The following is a 23,340-nucleotide window of genomic DNA, read 5'->3' as shown; positions in this document are numbered from 1 at the left end:
CTACAACTTGAAGTAACTGTTATATGTACCGATACACTGTTATACACCATAGCCTCTATACTCATTCTAAGAGTAAAAAGGAGGAAGCAAAATGGTCATTTTTAATTACATTTTAGTATGTATTATTTTTGGGACAACATTTTTAACGATAAAAATTGGAATTGAAGCAGGGGCGCCACCGTTGTTTTCAGCAGGAATTCGCTTCTTTTTAGCGGGCATAATCCTTATGATTATTTTTAAATTAAAGCGAAAAGAAATTATGCCACATATATTTTCAAAACGCATTATGTATGCTGGATTTTGTTTAACATTTATGACATTCGCAAGTTTATATTGGTCAGAACAATATATTTCTTCGGGATTAGCTGCTGTTCTTTCTGCTACGGGACCAATGATGATTTTATTAATACAAGCAAAGAGGAATAGGGAGAAATTACAAAAGGAACAACTCGTTGCTTTAGTTATTGCACTAGCAGGTGTTATATTTGTTTCTTTACCAGGAATGCATCAACAAGTAAGTTTCATATGGAGTATTGCTTGTATTGTGTTAGTTATAGGGGAGTTATTTTACGGAATAGGCTCTATTCGTTCGAAAGAAATACTGTCAGATTTATCAAATGTATCACCATTTCTTATTAACGGTATTCAAATGTTTTATGGAGGGATTTTACTACTAATCGCATCTATTATTGTAGAACAACCAAATGTAACCGTATTAACTTCATGGAGTGTGCAATGGCCTATTTTATATCTCATATTTATCGGATCGATTGGTGGACACGGATTATATTACTGGCTCTTATCAAAAACAAATCCAGTATTTCCATCGACGTGGTTATATGTATCACCATTAATTGCAATAATTGTGGGATATATCATTTTAGGAGAACCTTTAAATCCTACAATGGGAATGGGGGCTTGTCTTATATTGATTGGTGTATTTTTGGCCAATCGTTCAACACTACGGACTTATTTCAAAAAAGGGCGGTTATTAGAGAAGGAGATGTAGTTCCATAAAGCAACAGCCCTGTATATTACAGGACTGATAAAATAAAAAACACAGTTGGAAAAATAACCAACTGTGTTTTTTATAATTAATTCACTTTTTTAATAAAGCCTTTATAATGACGTTTTACAAGCTGGCTTTCTAACGTCTTCATAGTTTCTAGTGCTACACCGACAATGATAAGTAAGCTTGTACCACCAATTTGAGCAGAAGGTGGTAACGTAGCAATTTTCGTGAATACGAGCGGTAATATAGAAATAGCACCTAAGAAAATTGCACCGATAAATGTTAAACGGTATAGAATTTTAGTTACATATTGTTCAGTTGCTTTACCAGGACGAATACCAGGAACATATCCATTTTGCTTTTTCAAATTCTCAGCCATTTGTTCAGGATTTACTTGAATAAATGCGTAGAAGTATGTGAAAGCAACGATAAGACCGACATAAAGTGTCATTCCAATTGGATGTGCGAAATCAAGATTTGCAACTAACCATTTTGATACGCTTGAATCAGGGAAGAGCTGCGCAATTGTACGTGGCGTCATTAAAAATGCAGAAGCAAAGATAACTGGTATAACACCAGCACTATTTACTTTAAGAGGTAAATGAGTGTTTTTTGCTCCTTGATATGGATTGTTTCCTGAAACAGCTTTTGCATATTGGATCGGTATTTTACGTACAGCTTGTTGAATGTAAATAACGCCAACAACTATCGCTAAAATTACGAGTCCAATTAAAACAATTTTTATTATGTGCATGAATAGCTGATCTCCAGCATTTTGGAATTGTTGTAAATAAATTTGATTTGCAACATTTGGAATCGCAGCAACGAGACCTGCGAAGATAATCATCGAAATACCATTACCAACTCCGTTAGCGGTAATTTGTTCGCCTAACCAAAGTAAAAATGCAGTACCTGCAGTTAAAACTGTCGCAATAAATAAGTATGTAGTCCAGCTTTGATCTGTTATTAATTGTCCACCTGCTATATTATTAAAGCCATAAGACATTCCGATGGCCTGTATGAATGCGAGAATGATTGTAAAGTATCGAGTGAATTGAGCTGATTTCTTACGGCCCATTTCTCCTTGCTTTGCCCATTCCGAAAACTTAGGTATAACATCCATTTGTAGTAATTGTACTATGATGGAAGCTGTAATATATGGTGTAATACCTACAGCAAAGATTGAGAAGTGTTGCAATGCTCCTCCGCCAAATACGTTTAACATACCTAGAACGTTAGCTTGATCTTGTACTTTTAATACCTCTGCGTTAGTATGAGGAACTGGAATAAACGTGCCAATTCGAAAAACGATTAACATCGCTAGTGTAAAAAGGATTTTCCTTCTTATCTCAGCTACTCTCATGAAATTTGAAATCGTACGAAACATTATGTCGCCTCCTATATTTTTATCAGTAAAAAACTGATTATTATACCCTATGAAGTAACCACAAACCTCCTTCCACACTAAATTCATTTGACAAATGGATTTTCATACACTTTGTAGTTTTCACGGATATAAAAATATAAGGTGTTATATAAGCGACCTATACACTTTACGTAATCATTCAATACCCATAATATATCGAATAAATTAACAAATGTACATACATACGCATTAAAAATGAATAAATAGGGTCGTTTTTTACATTTATTTAATGATAAATTGATAGGACATTATACTGGTAAATGCGCTTCGTATATTCCTTTAATCAATTAAAATCCTCCACCTTTTTATTTTCTTACAATCAATATATCGATTTAAAAAGACTTTAAAATCAAATAAAAGTATGAAAGTACATACTACTTTAGTAGTAGTAATAGTAATCAATTGTATTTCAATTAAAATTCATGTGATTAGAGGATTCTTTTTATTTAAGAAGGAATAAATATTTAAAGAAAGCTAAATAAACAGTGTACATATTTATAGGGGAGAAGATGTAAATGAAAGTTTTTATAAAAAAATTACCACCATTAGAAGTAGCATATATAAGACGAACTGGTAGCTACTTTGAACCACAAGATCACTGGGGAAAGTTACTAAATTGGTCAATTGAAAATAAACTTTATCCACCAGAGCAATCATTTATCGGAATATCATTAGATAATCCTGAACTTGTTGCAAGTCATAAGTGCCGGCATGATGCATGTGTTACGATTCCTGAAAACTTCGATAAAGAAAAGTATCATGATGTGCAATTTAAAAGATTAGATGGAGGTATATATGGTCTATGCCAGTTCTATGATGAACCTCATAAATTAAGTGAAGCGTATCAATACATGTATGCAGAGTGGCTACCAAATAGTGAGTATGATGCAGATTATGATAGAGATAATTTAGAGTTTTGCTTAAATAATGTTGCTGAAGATCTAGAAGGAAAGTTAAAGGTTGATTTATTTGTGCCAATTAAAAAGATATAAAAAACAAATAACTTCATTTGTGGTTTTAAAATGAAATTGGAATAGTAGTGAAAGAAAATCTTTTTTCAAAGATAATATTTCTAGCGTAGGAATTTAAGTATGTAGGTTGCAATGAAAGGAGAATCCACATGGATACATTTGTAAATGACAAGTTTTATGAAACGAGAAAACAATTAGTTGAGGAAATTTCTTTGTTGAGTGATGCTCAATTTAATAGGAAACCAGATAAGGATAAATGGAGTATTGCACAAGTTTGTCATCATTTAGTTTTATTAGATGAGAGAGTTATAACAGTTATTTCATCAGGATTAAAAAAGTTAGATAGTACCCAAAATGAGCGTAAAGAAATTCACACTATTTTATTAGATAGAACGAAAAAGTTTATAGCCCCAGAAATGATTGAACCAAGTATAGAACCATTTGAAGTGCAGCAAATGCTCAATATGCTAAACGAATCAAGAAAAGAATTGATGCGTTTCCTGAGTACAATAGAAGATGAGTCTGTATTAGCGAAAAAAGCAGTGATGCATCCAGCTCTTGGAGAATTATCCCTTGATCAGTGGATAGAACTGATCTATTTGCATGAACAGCGTCATATAGAACAAATCAAAGAGATAAAATTGCTTTGTGAAATTGAAGAGTAAAAATCATTCCCTATTTATTGATGCGTATTATAAACAGGGGAAACGGTTGATTCATATTGATTCAGAAGAAAAAAATAGAATGAAATTAGTTGAAAGTGACCAATAAGCTTAAGAAAATATGAAACTATCCAATTTTCTGTATAAGTGTAACCCCGTCTTAAATGAAGAGCGGGGTTATTTTTTTGGAAGTATTTTCATTGAGAAGGAAATACTTCGACAATGAAATTCAAAAAATTAATCATCATAACATATTTTATATGCGAATTTTAGTAAATTGAAATAATGATTTTATGATGATGAATGATATGTCCGTATTTTGACAGTACTCTTCACACGCTTAAGGAAGGGGTATTCTGTCAGGAAACGATAAAATACAATTCTGTTAGGGGATGTATGCAATTTATTCTCTTTATTTTGCAACAGAACCACCTTCAAAATTATCTTTTGTAGTTGAAGTTTCCTGAATAATAAGTTACATTTTTAAAGTTCAAGCAACTTTATGAAAGTACAAAAAGGGGAGAAATATTATTATTATGCAAAAAATGAAATGGAAGAACTATGTATGTTACTTTGTAATTCTATTACTGCTTGGAACAGCAGTAATAGTCAAACCACCTATCTCTAAGGCTGAGGAATCTGAAGTTAATATCACATTGTTAGGTACTGCAGATATTCATGGTAGATTTATGCCTTGGGATTATGCGCTTGATGGAGCAAATATGAGTGGAAGTTTGACGCAGCTTTATACAGTTATAAAGAAGGTCCGTCAAGAAAATCCAAATACCATATTAGTAGATGCTGGGGATACAATTCAAGGAAACTCAGTAGAATTATTCAACGATAAACCACAATCGCCAATGATGGTAGCGATGAATACAATGGGATATGACGCCTGGGCATTTGGAAATCATGAATTCAATTTTGGATTAGATACATTGAAAAAAGTTAGTGAGCAATATAAGGGAAAAACGTTAGCAGGAAATATTTATAAGGAAAATGGAGAGCGCTTTCTTCCTGCATATACAATTGTAGAAAAAGGTGGAATTAAAGTTGGGATTATTGGTATGAATACACCAATGATTAGTGATTTTGAAAAAGGGACAGATCACTTAGATGGTTTAGTGGTGAAAAATCCGGTAGAAGAGACGAAAAAGGCAATTAAGGAATTAGAAGGTAAAGTAGATGTAATGGTAGGAGTTATGCATATGGGATTAGAAAATGAGAATGGTATCCCTGGTACTGGTGTTCAAGATATTGCAAATGCTTGTCCGGAACTAAGCGCTATTTTTGCGGCTCATATGCATAAACTTGTAAAAAAAGAAGTTGTAAATGGCGTAATTATTACAGAACCAGATAAATTTGGAACACATATTTCACGTATTGACCTTACTTTTACAAAGCAAGATGGGAAATTGGTTTTAAAAGATAAAACTGCTACCGCTATACCTGTAAAAAATGCTGATGGAACAACGATATTATCTGATCCTACACTTGAAGAAACATTAACACCTTTTCACGAATATGCGAGAGGAGATGCAAATGTTGTAGTCGCTCAATTAAAGGGGAGAAATCTTGTTCCTGAAAATGAAATAAAAGGTATTCCAAGTGTTCAGATTCAAGAAACACCTTTATCAGATTTCTTTCATGAAGTCATGCTCTACTACAGTAAAGCGGATGTAGTAGCCCATCAAATTGATAATGATTATGCCCGTTTGGATATAGGTCCTATTAAGAAAAAAGATATTGCGTACAATTACCAATATGCCTTGGGAGAAATTACAGTATATAAGATTTCTGGAAAAGATTTAAAAGACTATATGGAATGGGCAGCAGGATATTTTAACTCATCTCGTGCCGGAGATGTAACCGTTAGCTTTGATAAAACCCGCCGTGCATCTAAATACAGTACGAACGATTTCTTTGGAGGCGTAAAATACGAAATTGACTTAACAAAACCATATGGAAGTAGAATTACAAATTTACGCTCTATTCGTACAAACAAACCAATCAAAACGAGCGATGTTATGACGCTGGGAATGAATGCATATAGAATGGAGGCTCTTCAGGCAAAAGGGGGAGCTTTAGAGGGGCGTAAGTTTGAACAAATTTGGTCATCTAAACAAGAGAATGCATTTGGAGAAACTGGTGGAACCATTCGTAACCTTGCTATTACATATTTAAAAGAGGTAAAGAACGGTGTATACACACCAAAAGTTATGCGTAATTGGAAAATTACTGGTGTAGATTTACATTCTTCAGAGCATAAGGCTGTAGTTGATCTTGTGAATAAAGGGATTTTAGAAATTCCAAAAACAGAAGACGGAAAATACACAAATATAGCATCTATAAATACGAAAGACTCAATTTCAAAAGAAGAGATTGTAGCACTCGCACAAAAAGCAAATATTAATCCAAATGAGTTTAATCATGCAAAGACAAAAGGTGAATTTTATAAAAAACTTAATAGGATTACTAAAAAAATATAAATTATAAGGTTTCTTATAGTAATTGTTATTTTAATAGTATGAAACCCACTCTTACAATAGTAAAGAGTGGGTTTTTATGTTGTTATTTAGATGTAAGTATACTTTTATTAGAATGAATATAGATAATTAATAACTAACCAATTGGATGAGTGTCTATCAGGATTCTCTTTTATTCAAAATAATGTACATATGTGTTCCGTTCATTATTTATAATATTGACCACAATTTATGTAATTTTGCATAATGTTACATAAATTTCGTATTTTCTCTTTTTTCCGACAGGAATAGACAGTATACTTTGTACAAGCTTTCTATTTCAAAAATTATACGAGGTGAAATAATGAAAAACAAAAAGACATTAACTAAGGTAGCATTAACAACAGGATTAGCTTTAACAGCTGTGGCACCATATGGCGTAGGTCATGCAGAGGAAACAGATCAACTACAAGTTCAAATTCAAGAGGAATCGTTCCGTTCGGGTGAACTTACACAGCCGTCACAAAAGGCACCAGAAAATGTAGTAAAGGATGCACTTAAGGAGAAAACAGAGCAAGCTCTGTCCCAAAAACAAGTCAATGGAGAAGCAGGGGTAGATTATAAAGTCCTTCAAAAACGTGGTTCGTATGATGGAACTACACTTGTGCGTATGCAGCAAACATACGAAGGAAAAGAAGTATATGGCCATCAATTAACTGCACACGTAGATAATAAGGGTGTTATTAAAAGTGTTTCAGGTGATAGCGCGCAAAATTTAAAACAAGAAGAATTGAAAAAACCTATTAATCTATCAAAAGATGAAGCAAAACAATTTATTTATACGAAGTACGGGAACGATATCAAGTTTATTTCTGAGCCAGAAGTTAAAGAGGTTATTTTTGTTGATGAAAATAATGGACAAGCTAAAAATGCATACCAAGTTACCTTTGAAGCTGCAACACCAACCTATGTTTCTGGTACTTATTTAATAAATGCACAAAATGGTGATATGTTAAAAAATATGGTACAAGAATCTAACTTAAAAGCCAGTGACAAACTAGTTGGAGCTTTAAAGAAAAGTAAACAAAGCAGTCTTACATCATTAACTGGAACAGGAAAAGATGATTTAGGTATTTCTCGTTCATTTGGTATCTCTAAACAAAGTAATGGCAAATATGCTCTTGCTGATTATACAAGAGGGCAAGGCATTGAAACATATGATGTGAATTACAGAGATATTACTAAAGAAGAAAGCTATTATCCTGGTACATTAGCGACTAGTACTTCGGCAACATTTAACGATCCAAAAGCAGTAAGCGCTCATTACTTAGCAACAAAAGTATTTGATTTTTATAAAGATAAATACAAGCGTAATAGCTTTGATAATAAGGGACAAAAAGTAGTTTCAGTTGTACACGCTTGGGATTCTGAAGAGACGAATGATCCGAAAAATTGGCAGAATGCATTAAGTGCTAATAATGGAAGTATGCTTGTATATGGCGATCCTATTGTTAAAGCATATGACGTAGCTGGACATGAATTTACACATGCTGTTACTTCTAGCGAATCTAATCTTGAATATTACGGGGAATCCGGTGCGATTAATGAGGCATTATCTGATATTATGGGAACATCTATTGAGAAATACGTAAATAATGGAAACTTTAACTGGACAATGGGAGAACAAACAGGATCTGTTTTCCGTGATATGGAAAACCCAGCTTCTGTTCCATCTTCACTAGGAGTACCTTATCCAGATGATTACAGTGAATTTAACGATTTTAATGGATGGGATCAAGGCGGTGTTCATTTTAATTCAAGTATTATTAATAAAGTTGCGTATCTCATTGCAAAAGGCGGAACTCATAACGGAGTAACTGTTAAAGGAATTGGTGAAGATAAAATGTTTGATATTTTCTATTATGCAAATACAGATGAGTTAAACATGACTTCTAATTTCAAAGAATTGAGATCAGCATGTATTCGAGTGGCAACTAATAAATATGGTGCGAATACAGCTGAAGTTCAAGCAGTTCAAAAAGCATTTGATGCAGCAAAAATTAAGTAATTTAGAAATATAGTTCTCATTCATATATTAATACATTATGAAAAACAGCTAATATCATTTTAAGGATATTAGCTGTTTTTTTACTTAGCAATGTATTATTGAAAATAAACTGACTAAGCAATAATGAGGCGTTTTCTCTTTAAGAAGTAGTGACAAATCAATAAGGTTTAAAGTGTATAAAAACAGAAAATTAATAATATATTGACCTCTTGATAGAAAGTCTATAAAATGAAAGCGATAACAAACGATTGCTTTAAAATGATTTCCCTGATCTTTTAGTATTTACAAATATATGAAGGCATAAACAAATCTATTTTTTTAAGCATTAATGCAAACGCTTTCGTATTAAAAGGTCATTGAAATACATACGTGAAAATAGCCAATATGGAGGTGAAGTAAAAGAGATTTCTAGATTAATTTAAGCAGTGTTATTCAGTGAAAGCATAATAAATCGTTAGTAATATTTGAAGAAAGGGTGTATGTGGTGCAAATTACAAAAAGATTAATTAACAAAACAGTTTTATTACTTACTTTAATCGTTATGTTATCATCTGTTTTCTCCTTTCAGAGTGTGAAGGCAGTTTCAAATTCTAAAACAACTGAAGTCATTATTCACTACAAAGAGAAGCTTGGAAATACAAAAAACTGGAATCTTTGGTTATGGGGAGAAAATGCAAATGGTACATCTTATGAATTTACTGGTAAAGATGAATTTGGAAAATACGCTAAGATAAAAATAGACGGTGACTATAATCGTGTAGGATTTATAGTTCGAACAAATGAATGGGAAAAAGATGGTGGGGATCGTTGGATTGAAAATATAAAGGACGGTCGTGCTGAAGTATGGATTCTTTCGGGTGATGAAAAAGTATATAATTCTAAACCTTCATCGGATCTCTCAATTCAAAAAGCAACTATTGATAGTTTCCATGAAATTACCGTAACGACTAATGTCCCGTTTCATATTAAGGAAAAGAAAATTGAAATTGAAGGCATTAAAATTAAAAATATTACTCCGTATGATACAAACAGTGGAGATATTACTAATAAGGTTAAAATAATTACGGAACAGAAAATTGATTTAAAACAAACATACAAAGTTAAAATTGAAAACTTAGCTGATACGAATACTGAAATTGGTAAAGTCATTCGTAGCGAGGAATTTGATAATTTATTTTATTATGGTGGTAACGATTTAGGAAATACATATACCGCGCAACATACAAAGTTCCGTTTATGGGCTCCTACTGCAAGCGAAGCGAAGTTAGTTACATATAAAAACTGGAACGATAAAATAGGTACTGAAATAAACATGCAACAAGGTGAAAAGGGAACTTGGACAGCAGAACTAAAGGGGAACCAAAAAGGGCTCTTTTATACGTATAAGGTCAAAATTGGTGATAAGTGGACTGAAGCGGTTGATCCATATGTGCGTGCTGCTTCTGTAAATGGGGATAAAGGTGCAGTCGTTAATTTAGAAGAAACAAATCCGAAAAAATGGAAAGCAAACAAAAAGCCAAAATTTAAAAATCCGGAAGATGCTATTATTTATGAGTTACATGTACGCGATCTTTCCATTCAACCTGAAAGTGGTATTAAACAGAAAGGGAAGTATTTAGGTGTAACAGAAAAAGGAACAAAAGGGCCAGGAGGTGTAAAAACAGGACTTGATCATATAAAGGACCTTGGTGTTACTCACGTTCAGTTTTTACCGATATTTGATTATGCTTCAGTAAATGAAGAGACTTTAAATGAACCGCAATATAACTGGGGATATGATCCTAAAAATTTCAACGTTCCAGAAGGCTCCTATTCTACAAATCCTTATGAGCCGACTGTGCGAATAACTGAATTAAAGCAAATGGTTCAAACACTACATGATAATAATCTTCGAGTAGTGATGGATGTAGTATATAACCATATGTATAACGCTGCTGAATCTAATTTTCATAAGTTAGTTCCAGGTTATTATTATCGTTACAATGAAGATGGAACATTTGCAAATGGAACTGGAGTAGGAAATGATACTGCTTCAGAAAGAAAAATGATGAGGAAATTTATGATAGATTCCGTCACATATTGGGCAAAAGAATACAATTTAGATGGATTCCGTTTCGATTTAATGGGTATTCATGATTATGAAACGATGAATGAAATACGTAAAGCTGTTAATCAAATTGACCCTTCTATTATACTACACGGAGAAGGATGGGATTTAAATACACCTCTTGCAGCTGAGTTGAAAGCAAATCAAAAAAATGCAGAGAAAATGAAAGGGATTGCTCATTTTAACGATAATATACGTGATGGGTTGAAAGGTAGTGTATTTGAGGAAAAGGAAAATGGTTTTATAAATGGAAAGGAAAACATGGAAGATCGTATTAAAAAAGGTATTACGGCAGGTATTGACTACGATACAAATTCGTCTACCTATCAAGATCCGGAACAGGTATTAACTTATGTGGAAGCACATGACAATCATACATTATGGGATAAACTTGAGTTAACTAATTCAGGTGACAGTGAAGAAGTGCGAAAACAAATGCACAAATTGTCTTCTTCAATTTTATTAACATCACAAGGAATTCCATTTTTACATGCAGGGCAAGAGTTTATGCGGACGAAATACGGTGATCATAATAGTTACAAATCTCCAGATTCAATTAACCAGATGGATTGGATGCGCCGTGCAACGTTTAATAATGAAGTAGATTATATGAAGGGGTTAATAGAATTACGCAAAAAGTACTCAGCTTTTCGAATGACATCTGCAGAGCAAATAAAAACAAACGTATCATTTATTGATGCTCCGAAAAATACTGTAGCTTATACAATAGAGGGGAATAAAAATGAATACTTTACAGTGGCTCACAATGCAAATAGAGAAGCTGTTGAAATAACACTTCCATCGAAAGGGCCTTGGAAAGTACTAGTAGACAGCAAGCAGGCGGGAAGTAAACCACTTTATGTTGTCCATGACAATAAAATTAAAGTTCCTGCATTAAGTTCATTTGTCTTAAAAACAGAGAAACCGATTAAATAAAAGCGAAGAATGTGGAAATAAATACTGCATTGAGCAAATTTAACAAGGATTGCAAATGAAAAAAGCGAAGTGAAGATTATTCTCACTTCGCTTTTAAAGTTAATGTAATATAATTTCACATACTGTAATTATATTACAATTTAATAAAAGAAATAAGCAATAGATTATTTCTTTTATGGCAGTAGGAGAAGAAGATATCTTTGAGTTTATTTATAAAATTATCTGAAATACATTCGTAATTCAGATAATGTTTATTATATATTCGAACATATAACGAACTAGATGTTCGAGTTGTATTAATTCCTACAAATCGTTTAAAAATAACAAAGGCGTAAAAAGTATATGGAATTAAAATAGAGAAAAGACACCTTGAATGGTGTCTTTTCTCTATTTTGAATATGAAATGTAAGTAACTCGATTGTATGTAATAGTATGTGATATTTTCACACTAACTGATTAAGAAAAATTTAAAACTCTTTTCTTAATCTATTTGTAATAAATTACATCATAAAATTTTATCGATATAATAAATAAAACTTTCTCAACATTATTTGATTTAATAACTATATTCAACCGCTCTCCAATCCATTACAATAATTTCACATTGGAAATACATGAATATTCTCAATGTTATAAATGGTTTATACCTTATAGGATTACTATGGGAAAGGATGTGAAATATCCAAAAAAAAATCATTTTTTATGATGAAATAAAAAATTTTAATGAAGAAAAAGTTATTTCATTATTTTCAAGTTTCGTTAAAGTGCATGTATTTATAATCACTATGAGACAAGGAGCAGAATCTAAAAAAAATTTTGTAGATTAGAAAATTGCATTTCAAAAATAAGTTAAACGTTTATGGAGGGTTATATGAGCGAGAAAATTTATTACTGGTCTCCGATTAAGCATTGGGAGAAGTTGCATAATGAAGTTTTAATCGGGGAAATGAGATTTACAGGTATTCTGTCTGAGTGGTTTCCTGATTTTTATTTTATGGCTCAAAAAGGTGTGAAAATCAGTGAACTAGTAGAGCGCTTTTCATTAGGAAATGTAGAAGAGACACACAAAAACATAGAGCTCATGATAAAAAATCGTGTGTTAGTAAGTAACATATTACACCCAAGAGAAGTATTTTCTTCACAAGAAAAGATTTTTTCAAATCCATATAGCAACCAGATTCGCTTTTCTAAAGAAAAGTTAGATAAGTATATGAGTGAACAATTAAATCGCACGCACGTTGCTGCACGGTCGACCGAAATTCAACTTGAAACAACAAATGAGCTACCTACTATAATCAAGGAACGTAGATCTTGTCGTCAATTTGATATGGAAAAACATATTAGTTTTTCGGAATTTTCCCGATTCTTATCAACTCTAAAACAGGTTAGGGAAGAAAAAATATACTATCATTACGCAAGTGCAGGCGGGCTCTATCCCATTGATATCTTTGTTTATGTAAAACCAAAACGTATAGAGGGTATGAAAGCTGGATTTTATTATTATAACCCATCAAAAAATAGTCTTGTGATTGTAAATAGCATTGATCAAGTAATCAAAAGTGATCATGAGTTAATTAATCAGGATTTATTTACTCAATCTGCCTTCTCAGTTTATTTGGTTTATAATGCGAACGCTTCCATCCCGAAATACGGTTCAGATGGATATTTATTTGCTTGTATTGAGTCAGGCATTATCACTGCTACCTTAAATATGGTTGCTGAGACATTAAATTTAGGGGTTTGTTCAGTTGGTCATATGAAATTTGAAGATATTCAGCAATTTTTATGTTTGGATAATCATCAAGTGTTTCTCCATGGGCTTGAAGTTGGCTTAAAAATTAACGAGTAGAAGAAATGAATATTAGGGGGATAAAGATAAAAATGCACATTAAAGATCGAAGTTCGATTCATGAAAATAAAGAAGTAGAAGCGTTTTGGAAGGAGCAATTATCTTCCGAGATTCTCGATTTTTCTGTATTTAAATTTAATAGCGATTACCAACTAAATAAAGAAATACCTTGTGAGTACGTTCAAGTCATAGTGAATGTAGAATTTAGTAAAAGTATACAAAAAATAAGTAAGTCTCAAGATTTATTATTATTTAGCTGGTTTCAAGCCGCTTTAAGGGTTTGTTTGGCACATTATACAGATCAAGAAAGAATTACTATTGGTATTCCTATAATTGAAAAGAATCTTGAACAAAGTGAGAATCTTAATAAGTTGATTCCTTTAGGAAGTGAAATCCATCCGCATCACACCTTTAAACAATTAGTAAATGAGATTGAACAAACGACTTTAATCGGGTATGAAAATCAGGAGTATCCGCTCTCTGAATTATTAGTTAAACACAATTTAACTCCTTTTCAAATTGTAATCGGGATGGAAGGATTACATAATGAAAATTCGCTAGAAGAATACGCAGAGAATAATTTAGTCCTATGGATACGAAGAAAATGGAATGAAATACATAATGAATTTGAATTTCAAATTTCTTGCAAGTCCCGTTCATTCTCTTCTTTGCAACAGTTTGCCAATTCGTATTGTTATGTTTTAAAGCAAGTTTCACAAAATCCGAATTTGGCATTGAAAGATATTTGTATTATTGCAGAAGAAGAAAAAGAGTTGTTAGAAGGATTGAATACTTTTCAAACGGGCATAGATTTGTTTCAATCATTTCAAGATTTGTTTGAAGCGCAAGTATTAAAAACTCCAGATCAAATTGCTGTTGTTTGTAATGATCAATCTTTGACATATAGAGAATTGAATAAGAAAGCGAATCAATTGGCTTCTATTCTTCAAAGTAAAGGTGTTTCAAAAGAAAGTATTATTGGCGTTATGGTAGATCGGTCATTAGAAATGATTATTGGTATGATGGGGATTTTAAAAGCAGGAGCAGCGTATTTACCAATCGACCCTAACTACCCAACTGAACGAATTGAATATATGTTACAAGATAGTCAAGCAAAATATTTACTTAGTAAGCGAACAGAGGAAGTATTGCCGCAATTTGCGGGTGAAGTACTGTATCTTGATAAAGAATATCTTTTCCAAGGTGAAGAAAGTAATTTAGTACGAGAACATAATCCTAATGATTTGGCTTATGTTATTTACACATCAGGATCGACAGGAAATCCAAAAGGGGTAATGATCGAACAAAAATCGCTAGTTCATTTTTTAAATGTAATGAGAGAAAAAGTAAAGGCTAATCAATCATTCTTGTTTCTTGCTAGTGTATCTTTTGATATTTCCTTGTTAGAAATATGTCTTCCTTTAACGCAAGGTTCAAAAGTAGTAATTGCTACAGAGGACCAGTTTGCAACAAAAGAATTGGCTCTTTTAGTCAAAAAACATAAGGTGGATTTATGGGAATCAACGCCATCGCGAATGGAAGTGATTTTGAGTGATCCAGAAGGGGCAAATTTTCTAAAAGATTTAAAATCTATTTTATTAGCAGGAGAATCATTTTCCATTGATTTGGTTGAAAAAATTCGTTGTATCAGTGAAGCAACAATTTTAAATATTTATGGTCCCACAGAAACAACCATTTGCGCAACAGTAAAAGACTTGAGCACTTCCAAAGAAGTTACGATTGGCAAACCTAACCCGAATTATCATTCCTATATATTGAATAAGTATGGCCAATTAAAACCATTTGGAATTCCCGGTGAACTCTGCATTGCTGGCGTAGCGGTAGCACGAGGGTATCTTGGTAAAAATAAACTGACAGATGAAAAGTTTGTACCGAGTCCTTTTGCGGCAGGGGAAATGATGTATCATACAGGTGATCTCGTTCGTTGGTTGCCTAATGGAGAACTTGAATATTTAGGTCGAATGGATCATCAAGTGAAAATTCGGGGGTATCGGATTGAATTAAGAGAAATCGAAACTCGATTAAGGGAATATCCAGAAATAAACCAGGCTATCGTTGTTGATCAAGTGTATGGAAATAGGAAATTATTAGCTGCCTACTATGTATCGGATAACAAGGTGTCTTTTGGTGAAATCAGAAAATATTTAAGTGATAAACTACCTGAGTTTATGATTCCTGAAAAAATGATTCAGGTAGAAGAGATTCCATTGAATCCAAATGGAAAAGTAGATAGAAAAAGATTGTTGGATATAACACAAACGGATTATGTATCAATTCCATACGTTGCTCCGCGCAATGAAATTGAACAAAAATTAGTGCGGGCATGGGAAAAAGTTATGGAGATTGAGGGAATCGGTATTCATGATAATTTTTTTGCATTAAAAGGAGAATCTATTAAAGCACTTCAGGTAATTAATTTATTAAGAAAAGACTGCTTAAAAATAAGTACAACAGATTTTTTTAAGCACCCCACAATCGCTCAATTGAGTTCTTGTGTAAAGTTAGAGCATAAAGAGGAAAACCTTGAAAGTAGACCAACTCATGTTAAAGATTTGTCTAAGCCATTTTCCTTAACAGAAGTTCAGACAGCGTATATGATAGGACGGAATTCACAGTTTGAATTAAGCGGTATTTCACCTCAAACATATTTTGAATATGAAACAGCATTGGATATCAATCGTCTTTCAAAAAGTTTTCAAAAGGTAATTCATCGTCATCCAATGTTGCGAGCTGTAATTTTACCAGAGGGAAAACAGCAAATATTACAAAGCGTTCCTGATTACGAGATTGAAATAGTGAGTCTCATAGATTTAGATGATAGGAATCAAAATGCTCGCTTACAAGAAGAGCGTTCTCGAATGACTAACCATGTATTCCCTTTGGGGCAATGGCCTTTGTTTGAATTGAAAGCTTTTCTTTTAAAAGAAGACACGTATTTATTATGTTTTCGATACGATGCTTTATTAATGGACGGAGCAAGCATGAACATTGTTGGACAGGATTTGTTGCATTATTATTATAAACCAAATCAAAAATTAGAATCTTTATCTTTTGATTTTCAAGATTATATGTTTATCTATGATGAAATGGAACAAAGCGAAGAATATAAAACAGCAAAAGATTATTGGACAAGTAAGCTTCCTGACTTTCCTTTTGCACCTTCTTTGCTGTTAAAAAAGGATCCAGCAGAGATTGCTACTCCTAAATTCCAATCACTTACAAAAATCCTGGATAATAAAAAATGGACAAAGCTACGAAAGTTAGCACAAGAGAAAGAGGTAACGCCTTCCGCTCTACTTTGTACAATATATGGTGATGTGTTGGCATATTGGAGTAATCAACGTCGATTAGCAATTAACTTGACTGTATTTAACCGTTATCCTGTTCATGATGAAGTAGAACAGATTGTTGGAGATTTCACATCACTTATTTTATTGGATGTTGATGTAAAATCAGAGCAAACTTTCTTTACTAGAGTAAAAGAAACGCAAGCTACTTTATTAGATGGCCTTGAACATCGTCATTACGATGGAGTTAACTTTATTCGAGATTTTACTCGATATCATCAAATGACGCCAAAAGCAGTTATGCCAATCGTTTTCACCTCGATGTTAGCAGGTGCAGGTGCTTTCTCTTGGGAACAACTTGGTTCTCTTCGCTATATTCATGCTCGGACTCCACAAGTGTATTTGGATAATGTAGTAATTGAAAAAAATGGAGAGTTATTAATTAGCTGGAACTACGTTGAAGAGTTGTTTGATGTTGATGTAATAGAAGCAATGTTTTCCCAATTTGTTGACTTATTGGAACAATTGGTGAAACAAAGCGATATAACATCTTTGCAGATGAAAGAATCGGATCAAACTCTAATTAAGCAATACAATGAAACAACAGAAAAAATACCTTCAACTACCCTGTATCAATTATTTACAGACCAAGTAAAACGTACGCCGGATGAAGTAGCAGTGGTATTTGAACAAGAATGGTTAACATACTCGGAACTTCATAAACGTTCTAATCAAATTGCCCACTTCTTAAAAGAGCAAGGTATTGGTCTAGGTGACAAAGTGGGTCTTTTAGCAAAAAGGCGAGTTGACACAATTGTTAATATGTTAGGTATTTTAAAATCAGGTGCCGCTTATGTTCCGATTGATCCCGATCATCCTTTAGATCGCCAAACATATATTTTAAAAAATAGCTCATGCAAGCTTTTATTAGAACCTAGTCTTTATGAAGAAAATCATTTGTCATTTTATACAACAGAAGATATGCCCGCTATTGCTGGTTCAGAAGATATTGCCTATATTATATACACTTCAGGAAGTACAGGAAAACCAAAAGGAGTAATTATTACTCACCAAGCGGTTACAAATACTATTCAAGACATAAATCAAAAATATGAGGTGAATGAAGATGATCGTATTATTGGTATCTCTTCCATGTGTTTTGACCTATCTGTATACGATATTTTCGGAGCTTTAAGCACAGGTGCAATGTTAGTAATGATTCGTGATCCGAGAGACATGCAAGAATTAATCCGCACTGTTGAACGTAGAGGGATTACAATTTGGAATACAGTGCCTGCAATCATGGATTTGGCATTGGATCAAGTAGGTTCTCATTTTGAATATCCTTCTTTACGTTTAGTTTTACATAGTGGAGATTGGATTCCGCTTTCTTTACCAGAAAAAATAAAAAGACATTTTCCGATTGCAGAAGTAGTTTCACTAGGAGGGGCAACAGAAGCATCGATTTGGTCAATTTATTATCCGGTCAAACAGGTGGAATCACATTGGAATAGTATTCCATACGGGATGCCCTTGGCAAACCAAACGTATTATGTGTTGAACTATGAAAAGAAAATGTGCCCTGTTGGTGTAATTGGAGATTTATATATCGGGGGAGTGGGCCTTGCTAAAGGATATTTAAATGATGAAAAGAAAACAAATGAAGCGTTTGTGTCACATCCTGATTTTGGTCTTATATATAAAACAGGAGATTGTGGAAAAATGCATTCTGAGGGATATATTGAATTTTTAGGCCGCCAAGATTACCAAGTGAAAATTCAGGGATATCGAGTAGAGTTAGAAGAAATCTCTCATTGTCTTCTAACTTATAAACAAGTCGAACATGCTGTCGTAATTGATCAAACAGATGAGAACGGAATAAAATTTTTAGTTGCATATGTGGTAACTGAGCAAAATATTAGTACAACAGAACTACGAAAGCATTTGCGAGATCACTTGCCAGATTATATGATTCCTTCTTATTTTGTTTATTTGGAACAATTACCCCTGACTCCAAACGGGAAATTAGATAGAAAAGCGCTTCCTACTCCGGAGAAACAAAAAAATGAAGTATTTATTGCCCCAAAAACTGAAATGGAAAAAATATTAACTAGTATTTGGCAAGAAGTACTCAAAATAGATCAAGTTGGAGTAAATGATCATTTCTTCGCCTTAGGTGGAGATTCGATAAAAGCGATTCAAGTGTCCGTTAGACTATATCGACAAGGATTCGAGCTTGAACCAAAAAATCTATTTTCATTTCCTATATTAAGGGACATGGTTCAATTTGTTAAAAAGCTAGACCAGTTTTCAAGTTCACAAACAAATGATGTAAATATAATGAACGATAATAAAGCTATATTACTAAATGTTAAAGATAAACAACTTAATCAACATACACTTACCAAAATACAAGAAAAAATGCCGGATATAAAAATAGAACGTATTTATCCGTTAGCACCTTTCCAGGAAGTTATTTATGAGCACGCTACGAATGAACCTGATACAAATGCATATTTTGAACAAACAATTTGGGCACTTGAGGGGGAGCTGGATATTAAACTCTTTATTCAGTGTTTCCAACAATTAGTTGATCGTCATGATTCTTTAAGAACAATAATTGTGCAAGATGAACAAGCAAAACCTTGGCAAGCTGTTCTATATGATGTTCAAATAAATTCAGAAATAAAAAACTTAATTGAGATGACGAAACAAGAACAGCAAGAATTCCTAGATCAGTGGATGAATGAAAATTTAAGTCAAGGATTTAAAAATGGTGAACTTATGACCCGTCTCTGTATATTCCAACTAGGTAATAACGAGCATAAGGTAATTTGGAGTTCCCATCATCTATTATGTGATGGTTGGAGCGTCAGCATTTTGATAGACGAATTATTCCAGCTCTACGAAACTACAAATGCGGGAACTACGGCGGAGTTACCTATGGTAAAACCTTTTGAAACATTCATAGATTGGACTTTGGCACAAGATCATGAGAAAGCACGTCATTTTTGGCGAGATTATTTATCAGGATACAATCAGAAAATTAGTATTCCTAAAAAGAAAGTCCCATCTAAAAGTGAAGGGTTAAACTTCACTTTTATGGATTTAACATTAGACAAGGATTTGACTAATCAGTTACAGACATTTGTAACTAAAAATAATATAACTATGAATACGGCATTACTAGCTGTATGGGGAATATTGCTTGGCAAATTTAACGGAACGAGAGAAGTAGTATTGCCTAATCTAGTATCAGTCAGACCTCCCGAAGTAGAAGGAATTGAAAATATGTTCGGTCTGTTCACAAATGTTTTGGCTATCCGATTAGCATGGACAGAAACGCAATCTTTTGTGGATTTTCTGCAAAAGGTACAACTAGAGACATTGAAATGTAATGAGTATGCATACTATTCATTTGTTGATATACAAAAGCAAAGTGAATTAAAAACTGAGTTGACTGACCATCTTTGGGTTTTTGAAAACTATCCAACTAATCCAGCAATCTTTTCTTCAAATGAGAACAGACATTTTGCTATCACGGATTACGAAGTTGTTGATGAGCCACATGTAAAGTATGGAATTATGTGCTTCCCTGAAGAAAAACTTACAATAAAGTTTGGATTTGATCAAACGGTATATGAAGCAGAGAAAATACAGGAAATATTAAATCACATCCATGGATTAATCAACATGATTCTTCAAAATCCAATACAAGCAATTGGTGATTACAAATTATAAAAAATGAAAAGGCGAGCAAGAACTCGCCTTTTTAAATAGAATAGGAGTAAATCAAATGACAAAAAACTTGCAGTTATCAGCCGAAGAGATGCGTCAGTTAGGATATCAAGCGGTTGACTTGATTGTTGATCATATGAATCATTTAAAAAGTAAACCAGTTTCAGAAACGATTGATAGTAATATTTTTAGAGACAAGCTAATTGAAACGATTCCGGAAAACGGATCTAATCCAAAGGAATTACTTCATTTTCTTAATAACAATGTGTTTAATCAAATTACTCATGTGGATCATCCTCATTTTATGGCTTTTGTGCCAGGTCCTAATAATTATGTTAGTGTATTAGCAGATTTTTTAGCAAGTGGGTTTAATGTATTTCCTACAGCTTGGATAGTAGGTGCAGGTGCCGAACAAATTGAATTAACGACAATTAACTGGTTAAAATCAATGCTAGGATTCCCTGATTCAGCTGAAGGATTATTTGTCAGTGGTGGTTCCATGGCTAATTTGACTGCACTTACTGTAGCGAGACAGGTCAAGCTGAATAATGACATAGAAAATGCGATTGTTTATTTTTCTAACCAAACTCATTTTTCTGTAGATCGAGCACTTAAAGTATTAGGTTTTAAACAGCATCAAATTTGCCGAATTGAGACAGATGAAGATTTAAAAATTTCAGTTAGTACTTTAAGAAAACAAATAAAAGAAGATCGATTAAAAGGGAAAAAACCATTCTGTGTTATTGCTAATGCAGGGACAACGAATTGCGGAGCGGTGGACTCCCTCGATGAATTGGCTGATGTATGTGGTGATGAAGATATATGGCTACACGTGGATGGAGCTTATGGGGCTGCAGCAATTCTCAGTGAAAAAGGAAGGGAGTTATTAAGTGGAATTCATCGTGCCGATTCTTTAACGTTAGACCCGCATAAATGGCTTTTTCAGCCTTATGATGTTGGTTGTGTACTTATTCGAAATAGCCAATATTTAAGTGAAACATTCCGTATGATCCCAGAGTATATTAAGGATACAGAAACTAATATAGAAGAAAAAGTGAATTTTGGGGAGCGTGGAATTGAACTTTCTCGTAGATTTAGAGCATTAAAGGTATGGCTTTCTTTTAAAGCATTCGGAGTTACAGCTTTTCGTGAGGCAATTGATCATGGCATTATGCTAGCTGAACAAGTTGAAGAGTTTTTAAGGAAAGAAAAAGATTGGGAAGTAGTAACACCTGCCCAATTAGGAATTGTTACTTTTCGTTATATTCCATGTGAGCTAACATCTACAGATACAATTCATGAAATAAACAAAAAATTGGTGGAAGAAATTAATCAAAGAGGATTTGCTATGCTAAGTACGACTAAATTAAAAGAAAAAGTAGTAATTCGACTTTGCTCTATCAACCCAAGAACAACAAAAGAAGAAATACTTCAAATCATGATGAACATAAAAGCATTAGCAGAAGAAATAAACACATCGCCTAAACATCTTATATCTGTTTCTCAACCTTGATATATTAGGCGGATTTTACATATTAATAGCCGATTCTTATTTAGAATCGGCTATTATATTTAAACGATAAATACATATATACTATTTATAAGTGTTTCTCTTGTAATGGGATTAAGCCTCAACCTTGGATACTCGTTTGAAACCAGTCTTTATTGCTTGTACTATTTCGTTCACAGCATAAATAGATACATCGGCATTTGGATTTAACCCTTCAAACCAGTGATAGGCATTTGGATATAAATGAAACTCCACATCAACACCAGCTTGTGCTAGTTTGCTTACATAGGTTAATGTTTCGCTGCGGAATGGATCTAATTGACCAACAAATGTGTAAGTATACGGTAAGTCACTATAATCCTCAGCTCGAGAAGGTGCTGCATAGGCAGGGATTTGATCCGTTCCATACATTTCTCCTAAATACATTTTCCAACCAGCTTCATTTGCCTTTTGGTTCCAAACAAATCCCTCTTTAATTTCATTCGCTGAAGGTGTATCATTTCTGTCATCAATCATTGGATATAGTGGCATTTGTAAACAAATTGAAGGATATTTTCGATCTCGGGCTAATAATGATAATGCTGCTGTTAGTCCACCGCCAGCGCTTACTCCTGCAACCCCAATTCGATTCGAATCAATGTTTAATGACTTTGCATTATCAGCAATCCATTTTAAAGCTGAATAACAATCCTCAATTGGTGCTGGGTAAGGGTGTTCAGGTGCTAAGCGGTAGTCTACAGACACGACCACACAACTAGCTTCTTTTGCAAACCTCATACAAGTATCATCGTTATCATCTATAGACCCTAAGATATAACCTCCACCATGTATCCATAATAAGACAGGTAAAGATTCATGATTTGATTTTGGACGATAAATTCGTAATGGTAACGGATTATCATCAGGCCCAGCAATGACTTTATCTGTTAAAGAAAGGGAGTCATCAACAACGGTAGGTGGTCTCATTTGAGCTATTCCTTCTCTGATTGATTGCAAATTTTCTGGGCGTAAATCGAGATCCGGAAACATCTCTAACCCTTGTAATAATTCTGGATTTACTCTAGTTTTCATTTTAGCACCTCTATTTGTAATTGTTTTCAAATAAACGAAGTGTATCCTAAGTAGTTTAATTGTGAAAGAACACCACAATTAAATTGTAAATTGGATATGTTATAACGGTCAACAGAATATTCGGAAATTAAAACCTTTCTCAAGAAGGAGTTTCATGCAATTAATAATACAAGTAGCAGATTTAAGAGCAAAGTGTTTTAATGTCGTTGTAATTATG

At 33.3% G+C, this 23,340-nt stretch carries 11 protein-coding genes; 9 read left to right on the top strand and 2 right to left on the bottom strand.

Annotation, left to right across the window (positions count from 1 at the left end; translation table 11 throughout):
• Window positions 1-91 precede the first annotated feature (91 nt).
• The gene (locus NST86_RS13760; protein ID WP_000234333.1) at window positions 92-1,009 is read left to right on the top strand and encodes a DMT family transporter; all 918 of its coding nucleotides are present in this window, start codon (window positions 92-94) and stop codon (window positions 1,007-1,009) included.
• Window positions 1,010-1,094: 85 nt separating this feature from the next.
• Here the strand turns inward: NST86_RS13760 and secY are convergent, their stop codons facing one another.
• Window positions 1,095-2,399 carry a preprotein translocase subunit SecY gene (secY, locus tag NST86_RS13755; protein ID WP_000490131.1) on the bottom strand — a complete coding sequence of 435 codons (1,305 nt, stop codon included), beginning with the start codon at window positions 2,397-2,399 and terminating at the stop codon, window positions 1,095-1,097.
• Between the two features lie 554 nt (window positions 2,400-2,953).
• Here secY and NST86_RS13750 point away from each other — a divergent pair.
• The 8 genes from NST86_RS13750 to NST86_RS13715 all read left to right on the top strand — a co-directional run bounded on the left by NST86_RS13750 (window position 2,954) and on the right by NST86_RS13715 (window position 22,055).
• Window positions 2,954-3,430, top strand: a complete 477-nt coding sequence (locus tag NST86_RS13750; RefSeq protein WP_086423209.1) for an AraC family transcriptional regulator — start codon at window positions 2,954-2,956, stop codon at window positions 3,428-3,430.
• A gap of 128 nt (window positions 3,431-3,558) precedes the next feature.
• Window positions 3,559-4,074: a DinB family protein gene (locus tag NST86_RS13745; protein ID WP_000379372.1), complete on the top strand. Its 516-nt coding sequence runs from the start codon at window positions 3,559-3,561 to the stop codon at window positions 4,072-4,074.
• A gap of 533 nt (window positions 4,075-4,607) precedes the next feature.
• Complete coding sequence (locus NST86_RS13740; protein ID WP_016118041.1) at window positions 4,608-6,560, top strand: bifunctional metallophosphatase/5'-nucleotidase; 1,953 nt, start codon at window positions 4,608-4,610, stop codon at window positions 6,558-6,560.
• Window positions 6,561-6,900: 340 nt separating this feature from the next.
• A complete protein-coding gene (locus NST86_RS13735; RefSeq protein ID WP_000791444.1) occupies window positions 6,901-8,604 on the top strand; it encodes a M4 family metallopeptidase in 1,704 nt (567 codons plus the stop codon).
• Window positions 8,605-9,088: 484 nt separating this feature from the next.
• Window positions 9,089-11,647 (top strand): type I pullulanase, encoded by a 2,559-nt coding sequence (pulA, locus tag NST86_RS13730; RefSeq protein WP_086423210.1) that lies wholly within the window; start codon window positions 9,089-9,091, stop codon window positions 11,645-11,647.
• Between the two features lie 871 nt (window positions 11,648-12,518).
• A complete protein-coding gene (locus NST86_RS13725) occupies window positions 12,519-13,496 on the top strand; it encodes a SagB/ThcOx family dehydrogenase (RefSeq protein ID WP_016110111.1) in 978 nt (325 codons plus the stop codon).
• A gap of 32 nt (window positions 13,497-13,528) precedes the next feature.
• Entirely contained in the window at window positions 13,529-20,545 is a 7,017-nt protein-coding gene (locus NST86_RS13720) for a non-ribosomal peptide synthetase (RefSeq protein WP_140159022.1), read from the top strand.
• Between the two features lie 55 nt (window positions 20,546-20,600).
• Window positions 20,601-22,055: a pyridoxal phosphate-dependent decarboxylase family protein gene (locus tag NST86_RS13715; RefSeq protein WP_086423212.1), complete on the top strand. Its 1,455-nt coding sequence runs from the start codon at window positions 20,601-20,603 to the stop codon at window positions 22,053-22,055.
• 111 nt (window positions 22,056-22,166) lie between these two features.
• Here the strand turns inward: NST86_RS13715 and NST86_RS13710 are convergent, their stop codons facing one another.
• Window positions 22,167-23,123, bottom strand: coding sequence for an alpha/beta hydrolase (locus NST86_RS13710; protein WP_016118038.1), 957 nt, complete (start codon window positions 23,121-23,123; stop codon window positions 22,167-22,169).
• Window positions 23,124-23,340 lie beyond the last annotated feature (217 nt).

It is taken from the genome of Bacillus sp. FSL L8-0199 (assembly GCF_038005705.1).
Classification (GTDB): domain Bacteria; phylum Bacillota; class Bacilli; order Bacillales; family Bacillaceae_G; genus Bacillus_A; species Bacillus_A cereus.
This window is presented reverse-complemented; position numbering and strand designations above follow the sequence as displayed.

Excerpts from the sequence above, each read along its gene's own strand:
- NST86_RS13735 (WP_000791444.1), top strand. The coding sequence starts at position 6,901 with ATGAAAAACAAAAAGACATTAACTAAGGTAGCATTAACAACAGGATTA.
- NST86_RS13715 (WP_086423212.1), top strand. The coding sequence starts at position 20,601 with ATGACAAAAAACTTGCAGTTATCAGCCGAAGAGATGCGTCAGTTAGGA.
- NST86_RS13750 (WP_086423209.1), top strand. The coding sequence starts at position 2,954 with ATGAAAGTTTTTATAAAAAAATTACCACCATTAGAAGTAGCATATATA.
- secY (WP_000490131.1), bottom strand. The coding sequence starts at position 2,399 with ATGTTTCGTACGATTTCAAATTTCATGAGAGTAGCTGAGATAAGAAGG.
- NST86_RS13760 (WP_000234333.1), top strand. The coding sequence starts at position 92 with ATGGTCATTTTTAATTACATTTTAGTATGTATTATTTTTGGGACAACA.
- NST86_RS13745 (WP_000379372.1), top strand. The coding sequence starts at position 3,559 with ATGGATACATTTGTAAATGACAAGTTTTATGAAACGAGAAAACAATTA.
- NST86_RS13720 (WP_140159022.1), top strand. The coding sequence starts at position 13,529 with ATGCACATTAAAGATCGAAGTTCGATTCATGAAAATAAAGAAGTAGAA.
- NST86_RS13740 (WP_016118041.1), top strand. The coding sequence starts at position 4,608 with ATGCAAAAAATGAAATGGAAGAACTATGTATGTTACTTTGTAATTCTA.
- NST86_RS13710 (WP_016118038.1), bottom strand. The coding sequence starts at position 23,123 with ATGAAAACTAGAGTAAATCCAGAATTATTACAAGGGTTAGAGATGTTT.
- NST86_RS13725 (WP_016110111.1), top strand. The coding sequence starts at position 12,519 with ATGAGCGAGAAAATTTATTACTGGTCTCCGATTAAGCATTGGGAGAAG.